9 protein-coding genes and 1 pseudogene are annotated in these 9,701 nt (G+C 51.1%); 2 read left to right on the forward strand and 8 right to left on the reverse strand.

The window, feature by feature from the left end:
* From J4G02_03615 to J4G02_03650, 8 genes and pseudogenes are all read right to left on the reverse strand, one after another.
* Positions 1-284 (reverse strand): hypothetical protein (locus J4G02_03615; protein MCE2393681.1); only part of this gene is annotated, 284 nt, incomplete at its 3' end.
* Between the two features lie 84 nt (positions 285-368).
* The gene (locus J4G02_03620) at positions 369-1,739 is read right to left on the reverse strand and encodes an amidohydrolase family protein (GenBank protein ID MCE2393682.1); all 1,371 of its coding nucleotides are present in this window, start codon (positions 1,737-1,739) and stop codon (positions 369-371) included.
* Between the two features lie 75 nt (positions 1,740-1,814).
* Positions 1,815-2,915 (reverse strand): mandelate racemase/muconate lactonizing enzyme family protein, encoded by a 1,101-nt coding sequence (locus tag J4G02_03625; GenBank protein ID MCE2393683.1) that lies wholly within the window; start codon positions 2,913-2,915, stop codon positions 1,815-1,817.
* Positions 2,916-2,979: 64 nt separating this feature from the next.
* On the reverse strand, positions 2,980-3,750 hold the full coding sequence (locus tag J4G02_03630) for a phytanoyl-CoA dioxygenase family protein (GenBank protein MCE2393684.1): 771 nt from the start codon (positions 3,748-3,750) through the stop codon (positions 2,980-2,982).
* A 48-nt stretch (positions 3,751-3,798) separates the two neighbouring features.
* Positions 3,799-5,710: pseudogene (locus J4G02_03635) on the reverse strand (hypothetical protein).
* Between the two features lie 51 nt (positions 5,711-5,761).
* Entirely contained in the window at positions 5,762-5,989 is a 228-nt protein-coding gene (locus J4G02_03640) for a hypothetical protein (GenBank protein MCE2393685.1), read from the reverse strand.
* Between the two features lie 85 nt (positions 5,990-6,074).
* Complete coding sequence (locus tag J4G02_03645) at positions 6,075-7,097, reverse strand: aldo/keto reductase (GenBank protein ID MCE2393686.1); 1,023 nt, start codon at positions 7,095-7,097, stop codon at positions 6,075-6,077.
* A gap of 109 nt (positions 7,098-7,206) precedes the next feature.
* On the reverse strand, positions 7,207-7,446 hold the full coding sequence (locus J4G02_03650) for a DUF2283 domain-containing protein (GenBank protein ID MCE2393687.1): 240 nt from the start codon (positions 7,444-7,446) through the stop codon (positions 7,207-7,209).
* A 188-nt stretch (positions 7,447-7,634) separates the two neighbouring features.
* Here J4G02_03650 and J4G02_03655 point away from each other — a divergent pair, with 188 nt between their 5' ends.
* Together J4G02_03655 and J4G02_03660 are read left to right on the forward strand one after the other, a co-directional pair.
* A complete protein-coding gene (locus J4G02_03655) occupies positions 7,635-8,672 on the forward strand; it encodes a Gfo/Idh/MocA family oxidoreductase (GenBank protein ID MCE2393688.1) in 1,038 nt (345 codons plus the stop codon).
* A gap of 62 nt (positions 8,673-8,734) precedes the next feature.
* Positions 8,735-9,553, forward strand: a complete 819-nt coding sequence (locus tag J4G02_03660; GenBank protein MCE2393689.1) for a phytanoyl-CoA dioxygenase family protein — start codon at positions 8,735-8,737, stop codon at positions 9,551-9,553.
* Positions 9,554-9,701 lie beyond the last annotated feature (148 nt).

Consider the following 9,701-nt stretch of genomic DNA (forward strand, 5'->3'; position numbering starts at 1 on the left):
GCACCCGCATCCAGTACACGGGACACGATAGGTCGGGAGGGAACCAAAACGGTTACGGCAGGCGAAAGCCTATTGTCCCTTGCCATGACTAAAAAGTTAGTTAGAGTCTCGTCATTGTGCAGGATATGCTCATTTTCAACGAGGAGCATGTTATATCCGGTCTGTGCTGCTATCTTGACAACAGAGGGACGCAGAGACTCAAACACATTGAACCCGAATACAGGTCCCCCATTCTTGAGGATATTTTTGGCTGGATTGGCAATCAATGGCGCTTCAGATGGCATATTTCCACTTTCTATAACAGCTCAAGCCACATGTCGCCCCGCTAGGGCTTCTATAGCATAGTGTAGTAGCTATCAATTTACGATTTACCACTCGGATCTTAGTTCGATTCCGAGGCGGTCCGCTCGCGCAACAACCGATTCAGAAACAGTCTGATAGGCATCAAGTTCATCTACTCGCGTCGAATGTCCTTCGCTGAAGACGACCTCACCGTTGACTAAAACTGTATCTACGCTGCCGGCTCTCAATCTTAACGCCAGCGCATGAACGAGGTTGTTATCGGGATAGGCTTCAGATGATCGTGCGGACCTCACAACGATATCCGCGCGCTTGCCGGCTTCCAAGCTGCCTAACTCTGCCTCTAGTCCGGCTGCAGATGCTGCGTTGAGGGTCTGCATTTCGAGCAAGGTGCCGGGAGAGACGGGATCGGCATAGGATTGCGCCACCTGGTGCGCTGTGAGCATGGTTTCTCCCGGCGTACAGTCGCGAGCTCCATCGGTACCAAGTGAGACACAGACGCCACGGCGATATCGTTCCGCCATCTTAAAGGTTATATTGAATGTGATGCCGAGCGAGAAGAATGCTATCGGACACCATACAATTTTGCAACCCGTTTCGTGAACTGCGGTTTCCTCGTCCGCATCCAGTGCGCTCGCATGCACAACAACGGTGTTTTCGTCCAAGAATCCCAACTCTTGTAGATGTACGAGGTGACGTTTCCCTCCTTCAGGGACGTAGCCGGCATGTATATGCAGCGGAACATCGTTTTCACGCGCACAGGCGTGTGCTATCCTCAGCAATTCGGGGGAGGCAGTCCCCTCACCATAGATGAATATATACCCGCGGACTAAGGCATCGGCGTTTTTGTTTCGGTGGAGTTCTACGTCCAATTCTTTTATACACCGGTCGTGGTCAATGGTTGCGCGCGCCATGAGGCTGGGGCTTGCAAGTGTAGGAATCGCCTCAAAGGATTCGCCCCGGTCCCACAGATACAGCGGAGAGAAAAGGGCTCTCAAGCCGACACGCTCAACCGCCTCCGCCGCTGCTTCCGTTGAGAAGAGCGATCCCGGTTCAATGAACATCGTGAAACCGTTACGAAGCATCTCAATTCCCGCCATGGTGGTCGCTGCGGCTTCATCCGCGTCGGTAACGCTTGCTTTCCAATCCGCAAAGTTGGCAGGCAAGGATTCCGCATCGTGGTAGCTACTGAAAATGCCCCGGCAGCTGGTATGTACAATGTGATTGTGAGCATCAATGAAACCGGGGTGCACGATACCACCTGAAGCGTCGATCATCTCCCGCGCATCAAAGCTTTGTCGCAGCTCGGCATCAGCCCCAACCGCCACGATGCGAGAACCGGTGATCGCCACCGCTCCCGGACTATAGATCCTGCGATCCGGATCCATTGAAAAAACCTGACCGTTATGAATGAGAATATCGCATGTTTTTTTGTTCATGACTATACCTAACTATTTGCTAGTTTACCGCCTTGCCTTGGGCAATCAAACTCCCAGATTAAAGTGAAAAGTATATCACCAATCCTGTACCGATCCGTCCTCCCGCCGCAAATGGGTAGGATACTTTGACGAATGCGGATATTTGGCCGCTGCTTCCTCATTCAAATCAATCCCTAAGCCCGGCGCATCGCTTGCGATAAGATACCCGTCCTCTGTCCGCATATCGTTGGGGATGACCTCGTTCATCCAATCCGTGTGCACCCCATACTCCTGTACCGCGCAGTTCGGAACTGACATGTTCAAATGCAGCATCGCCGCAGTGCTGACGGGACTTCCTGTGTAGTGACAGGCAAGCTCTTGATAATGCACCTCTCCCATCGCTGCAATCTTTTTCCCTTCGGTGATTCCGCCGCTATGGCAGATGTCCACCCGAAGATAGTCAATTAGCTCCCCTTCAATCAGTTCACGAAACAGCCATTTTGTCGGCAGCTGTTCGCCCGTGCCAATTGGCACGTTTGTATGCGCTCTGAGTGTCGCAAACGAGGCTGGATTTTCGGAACGGATGGGGTCTTCAACGAAGAATGGATGGTACTCTTCAATTCCATTGCACAACTGAATAGCGTGGGGTGGTGTAAGGCGTGTATGCACCTCAAAGATGATTTCAATTTCATCGCCGACTGCCTCCCGCACCGCTTTCATATACTCAATTCCACGCAGGGTCGCTTCCTTCTGATTAAAGCCACCATCGCAGCGAATCGGTGAGATGCGTAGTACCTTCCACCCTTCATCTATCATCTGCTTTGCGCCTTCCAGACCGGCATGTCGATAGACCAGAACCTTGTCTCGCGTCGCTCCACCAAGCAGCCGATAGGTCGGCACACCGAGTGCTTTTCCTGCCAAATCCCACAGCGCGATGTCTATCCCTGCTAGGGCGGACTGCAGCACGGGACCACCACGCCAGAATGTGCCTCGAAAGATATCCTGCCATATATGTTCGATTCGGGTTGCGTCTTGACCCATCAGGAGCGGTTTGAGATGATGTTCCAACGCCCCAACAACAGCCAAGGATCTGCCGCTTAACGAGGCTTCTCCAACGCCGTATATCCCCTCGTCAGTCTCGATCTTGACATATACAAACTGATCCACAACAAATACTTTAAGATCTGTGATTTTCATAGTATTCCCCTCGTTACGCCGGTGGGCTTTGCACTCGGCAATAGGTGAAATGTGGTTTGGGCAGCTACTCTAGGCCTAACTCGACCCATTTGGCGGTCAGCCGTTGGATACGCGGACGATCGCTGTGCAGAAAAGCGTCAGAAAATACCTGTCCCGGTCGACTGTACTGCAATCGCTGAATCAAATTCAAAACGCCTTGATGATTTTCCTTCAACAGGGCTATATCCGCTGCGGTGGTGGGTTTAGGCACGAAATTGACCGCTAGATGCCGACGACCCACTCTGCCGCCGAACGACGCATGCCATGTGTTCATATCCGAGAAGAAGACATCTCCGGGCTGCGATTCGAGCGGAAAACAGGGGACATCGGTGCCGGGGAGACCGAACTGCGAACTGGGTTTGAGCGTTTCGTGCAGGGGGGTGCGATGGGAACCGGGAATTACACGCAGACAACCTGTCTCTTTTGTCAGCGGATCGAGATACAACGATACCTTCATGGGTCGATACTCCAACCGAGTCCCATCTGGATGCCAATCCGTATCACCTACATAAAGGTTTCCCTCGGAACAGAGCCACATGAATCCTTCTCCAAGCAGGGATTCGACTGTCTGGTATATGCGATCATCCTCCACCAAATCCGTCAGCAAAGGGGTGATTTCGGCGATACCGTAGAGCGACTGCCGACTCTCCCCCGGAAACGGCTGTCCGCCCCGCTCTTTGTCGAGCAGTTCATCGAATTTTTGAGAAATTGCGTCCATTTCATCGGGTTGGAACGCTTGTCTCAGCACCAAAAATCCAAACGTTTGGAAATACGCAATCTGTTCTTCTGTTATCACAATCTTTCTCCTATTGAGCCGGCCTATCGCACCAAAAAGTGTACTATCCTATTGAAACGGCACAGGTATTTTGTCTCCATGCCAAGGAAAAGCGTAGCTCGGCGAATTTGCAAAGCGGCGCATACCAATCTCCAACCGAATCGTTCTCGAAGGCGGGAGTTCAACGGCGAAGAATTTCGCGTCAACCGGAACAACCCGCTCCGATGAACCATCTGAGTCTACTTCCTGAAACTGCACTCTAGTAAATTGGTGCTCCCCGAAAGCCCCCGCTTGGATGATAACATTTCGGGTTTCAGTTCTGCTGAGATTCACAAGTTGAACCCCCACCATGTCCGATCCCAACTTGTCGACAAGGGCGGCAACATCCTCCGGGACGCCGGGTCGAGCGCGGTCCGGATCGAAGTAACGTACGGTCGCCCGCAGAAGTCCACCGGTATAAACGGCTTGCGGCGCACCCAACATCACCTGCGTCAACCCCTTCGTAAGGACAAAGTGCGGGGGTTGTTGATTATCCGCGATTATTGTCTCAACATCACGGGTATCGTTACGTGCCTCCTCAAACAACCCCAAAGCCCCTTCATATTCGACATCCAATATTTTTTGGGGCCAATCGGGATTTTTCCCATCGTAGTATTGAAATCGCCCGTACTCTGTGTTCCCGTCATTCTTTTCTGCTTCAAACATAACGTGGTTCCAATCGCGCTCTACGTCACCTTCCCGCACCCTCGTAATCAACTCGTAATCTTGGGGTTCCATTGAGGCGTGATAGAGATGCGCCAAGTCTTTCATCCGCATCGGTTCATACGCTTCCCAGCCGTTGGGACCGTATCGCGTTGGAACGAGGAGTTGGCCGTCATCGCGCGTAACGGCGTTGTCTAGCAGGAGTTTAATCTGTGAACGGAGGAGTTCGAGATAGCTGAAGTCCCCGGTGAGCAAGAGCGCACATTCGGCACCGACGATGATCGAGTTGAACATGATATCGCCCGCCCAATAACTGTTCCATCCGTAAAGACCGCCCCACCACTGACCCTGACGGTGTTCACCAATCTTGCCTGTGGGTCCGACGTTGTCTGGGATAATCCCATTGTTAGCTCTGATCCGATCTATCCACGCTTCCGTGTATTCGAGGACCCACCGCTTGTACTTGTCGTCCCCTGTATACATATACGCATTGGTCACCAGCGCGGTAGATCCTAAACTATGTGCTACGTCCCCATTGAGGACGATCTGCTCAAACAGTTTCGAGATTTCGTCTCTTCTCTGCGGGTGCTCATACCAGTTCGATTCCAACTCCTTAACGACCGGATAAAGCGTTGATCGCATACCCATAGCCTTACTGGGATCCTCTCCAATTCTCCCTGCAAGCCAAGCTTTTACCTGGTGGAGATCGGGATGGACACAGGGACCTCGGCTAGTTTGAACGGGAGAGCGAAATATTTTATACTCGGCGTCATAATTAGGGGCTTGTGGGTCTTCGCCGATATGCATCGCGGCGAACTGTTTAGCACGTCGCACATTCTCCGAAATAGTGGGACTAGCAACACCGAAATCATAGAAAGCCATGTTGCCTTCGCCCAAATGATGCCATTCCGCCGCACCGGGCTGCGCTAAATTGTAGTACTCCCTATGGACCTGCTGCGAGAAGCGTGGATGCTCCCGATGCACAATCTCGTCACTAGTGATACGGGTCGATGCGTTCCAGCACAATAGTGCCATTTCGAGTAGACGCTCATCCGCCCCCATAGCGTAGAAAAGTCCCCAGTTATAAATTCGTTCATAGAGATCATCCAAGTCGTCCGCGAAGTATAATGCGCCTCCCGGTTCGGCATATTTCTGGAGCAGCATCGGTGAGATTGCGCTGCTTAAGCGCCCACGCCGGTGGTGCCGAGAGTTCCGTAGCCTTGACGCTGACCATTCCGGGAATGGATACTGTATTTGCTGAAAGTATATCTGTTTTCATCGTTTATCCTCTAAGTGCATGGACTGACTTAAATTTTGGACGGTATATACGCTATACCTCTGTCAGTTCCGGAACGTGTTCATCTTCATATTTCTCAATCAGTACACCAATGACTTCCATCAACGAGGCTAAAGGATGATTTTCATCCTCACCTACTACATCGATCAAGTTGTCTAGCATAGCCACAAGTTGTTGGTATTCGCTCTCTGCATGAGGAACAAATACGACAGGTGCTAACCTCGGCCATACATCTTGAGCGGTTTGTATTTCTGTTGACATAATTTACTTCCTCCATCTCTCTGAGCACTTTTCACGCACGGCTCGTAGAGAACACCGCAAGAAGTTATGGTGTGATCTTGTCAACTCACCAACTTCGATACTCATCTCCACAATCGCCGATCTGGTTGTACAGATTGCGGGATTGAGACTGGAGCGCATCTATTCGTGCATAATCTTCAGAGTCCAAGGCAAAGTCGAACACACGGGCATTGACGGCACGGTGTTCGGTGACACCCAACCGCACACCGATGATAACGCCGGCGACCGTTGGACGGTCAAGAATCGCTCGAACGGCGACGTTGGAGATGCTGACATGGTGTTTCTGAGCGATCTCCTCAAGCGTCGAAAGCAGCGTTTGAAATAGCTCCCAACCGCCCCACGCATCAATCATCTGTTTGTACTTGTGCAAGCTGGCGGTGTTCAATTCCCGCCCGCGCGGTTCGGGTTGTCTCAAGTATTTTTCAGTCAACAATCCACCGCAAAGGGTTCCATAGGTCAACAACTGGATCTTATGCGCCTGACAAAACGGAATCATCGCCACCTCCGGTCGACGGTCAATCAATGAAAATTGTACCTGATTGGAGACGATACGGATACCCGCGTCCGTGATGCGCGACAGGTGTTCCGTATCAAAGTTTGTCAAGCCCAGATGCTTCAGCTTTCCCTCGTCCCGAAGCTCGGCGAGGTAGGTAAGTCCCGACAGATAGTTTTCGTTACTGTAGTCCCACCAATGAAACTGCAACAGGTCGAGTTGATCGACGCCCATCCGGTTCCGCGATATGTCAATATTGGATTCTACCCACCGTTTTGCCATCCGCCCCGGTCGGGGCACCCACTTGGTAAACGCTTGAATCTCAGAAAGGAAGTCTGCCCCACGTTCAGCCGCAAGTTGCCGCCGAAATTCGCCGATGAAATCCTCTGCGGGTCCATAGTGGTCGGCGAGGTCCCACGTGGTAAATCCCGCATCAATGCAGTCGAACATGGACCGTATCGCTGCTTCTGGATTGATGGGACCGTGGGCGCCGGAGACCTGCCACATCCCATTGAGCAATCGACAGATGTGTAAATCTGGGGTGAATGCAATCGTACTGGCTTTCGGAAGTTTCATGAACGTTTCCCTATCGAAATGGCTTTTAGCGACGTGAACCGGAATGTTTCACATTTGACAAGGAACAACACTTGTTGCTCCCAACACCCCTCAAAAAAACTCGAAGGTTTCACGATTCCGGGAAACGCTGGCTAGCGTTGAGGATTGTTAGACCGATCACTTCGCCCTGCTCGTAGCGGATGATTACGTCATCGTCAGTCAACTCGCTATCGTCCGCATGACTCGGTTTTTTGAAGTTCACGTATAACACATCGGCTTCGGCATCGTACGAAGACCATAGATAGTGCTTAGGTGAATGCTTCACTGCGGGAATCAGGTGTATATATCTATCCATAATTACAGGGACCATACCTGCCTTCTCCTATTTCGGGCATTTATTTACAGGGTAAGAAAGACCATTGTCAGAAATCGCTTTCATTATAGCACACTTGCTGGTAGGGCAAAACAAAAAATCAAGCGACGACAGTGCAGATTGACATAGGAGATGAACGGTGTTAGACTAGTGCGACTTCTACAAAAACCTTCGGAGGACTTTTTATGAAAGCAGCTGTGATTGGTTGTGGTGCGCAAGGCAGAGGCGGGCATGTCGCAAATTACGCAAAGATGGAGGAAGTATCGCTTCTCGCCGTCTGCGATGTCAACTTTGAACGCGCCCAAGCGGTAGCAAAGGAGTTTAAGGTTTCGCACGTATACGCCGACCATCGAGAAATGTTAGAGCAGCATGACTTGGACCTCGTCAGTGTCTGTACGCCTCACGCGTTACACAGAAACCAGACGGTTGATGCCTTCGATGCGGGCGCAAATGTCATCTGCGAAAAAGCACTCTGCGTAAGCAGCACGGAGGCACAGGAGATGATTGACGCCTGCAAACGGAATGGTAAGAAGATGAGTATGGGACTCCAGAATCGTGGACTGGCATCGGGGTACGCGCTCAAGCAGTTCATCGAAACGGGTGCCTTGGGACGGATATACTACACCCGCGTTTGGACAGGACATGTAATGAACATTCCAGGCTACAGCGTCTTTCACAACAAAGCACTGTCCGGCGGTGGTGTTCTTTATAGCACTGCTGTGCACACCCTCGATTTAGCAAACTGGATCGTCGGCGATCCAACACCCGTTGCCGCAATGGGAACCACCTATCAGAAGGTGCGGAATATGAAAAACCCGGTAATTTCGTGGGAGGGAACGCTGGAAGATTTCGAGACAGAGGATTTCGCAGCAGGTTACATCCGCTTTGCGGACGGTTCAGGATTATCACTTGAAAGCAATTGGCTCACGCATCCGTGGAAAAACCGACCGACCATTGAGGTTTTAGGAGACTTTGGCGCGGCGGAAATTCCCCTGAAGATCTATCTCGATGAGGGCGATCAGGTCTTTGACAGAACCCCGGAGGTTGTCGAACCTGAAAACAGTTTCTTTGAGGTTCTTAAAGATTTTGTTGTAGCTGTCCGCGATGATCGAACACCAGTCGTCAGATTCAGTGAGATGCTGCATGTGCAGCAGATGATGGAGGGAATCTATCGTTCCGCTGAAACTGGTCAAGAGGTGTCCATCGGATCGGATAATGGTTAAAGTGGATTTTTGTCTCAAGCGAGCAAGGTCGCCAAGATTCACAAAAAATGGAAGGAAACGATATGGCATCCAAAGCACAGATTCGGCAGTACAAGGACCAAGGCTACTTTATCGCTGACGATACAGTAACACCAGACATGCTGCAAGCCCTGACAGAAGCCACACGACGGGCAGCAGATAAGGTGCACTCCGGTGAGGTAGTCGACAACACCGATCAGATTGGCACCGGTGGAGAGGGGAAGAAACCAATTGTCATTATGGGGGTCATGGCACCCGAATTCGGCGAGCCAATCTTCGCAGAATATCTAGCTTCTGAACCGGTCGCACGCTACGTGCACCCTTTTCTAGGTAAGGAACTACGCCTAGGCTGGGTGACTGTATTTGCTATTCAGGAGAGTGATTATCAATGTGGTTGGCACCGAGACTTCGGTGCAGAAGAACGCGATGGCAGTTATGAGGTGGAGATGGAAATCCTCAGTCGCTACCGCAAGAATCTGCTCAAGTGGCATACGGCATTGGTAGATGATCCGTGTCTATGGATTGTACCGGGCAGTCAGCGCCGCTACCGCACCGACCATGAACGCGAGGTGCTGATTAACAACAAGGGAGTCGGTGATATACCGGGAGCGAAGCAGATAAAGCTGAAACGAGGACAGACCATCTTTTGGAACGGGAACACTATTCACCGGGGAGTGATGCCGGCAGGGATGCAGGAGCGTCTGACCCTGTGTGGTAGTTTAGTCAAACATCACGCGGACGATCCACCTGAGATGTTGGATGAACGCTTCAGATGGCGTCTGGCGGATAACGTGCGGGAGGCCCTGCCTGAGAAAATCCAGCTTTATTACGATCGTTGGAAGCGGTTGCAGATTGTCGATTGAAAATTCTAACGCTTGGAGGTTTCAAAATCAGATAAAGAACGAAACAATCTATAAGGGCAATTTACCAAAAAATCCTTTAGGTCTAAAGCCTAAGCATTAATACTTGGGATACAGATTGCTTTAGCAAGTTTTATGCTTGAAATCATGT

The organism is Candidatus Poribacteria bacterium, from assembly GCA_021295755.1.
Taxonomy (GTDB): domain Bacteria; phylum Poribacteria; class WGA-4E; order WGA-4E; family PCPOR2b; genus PCPOR2b.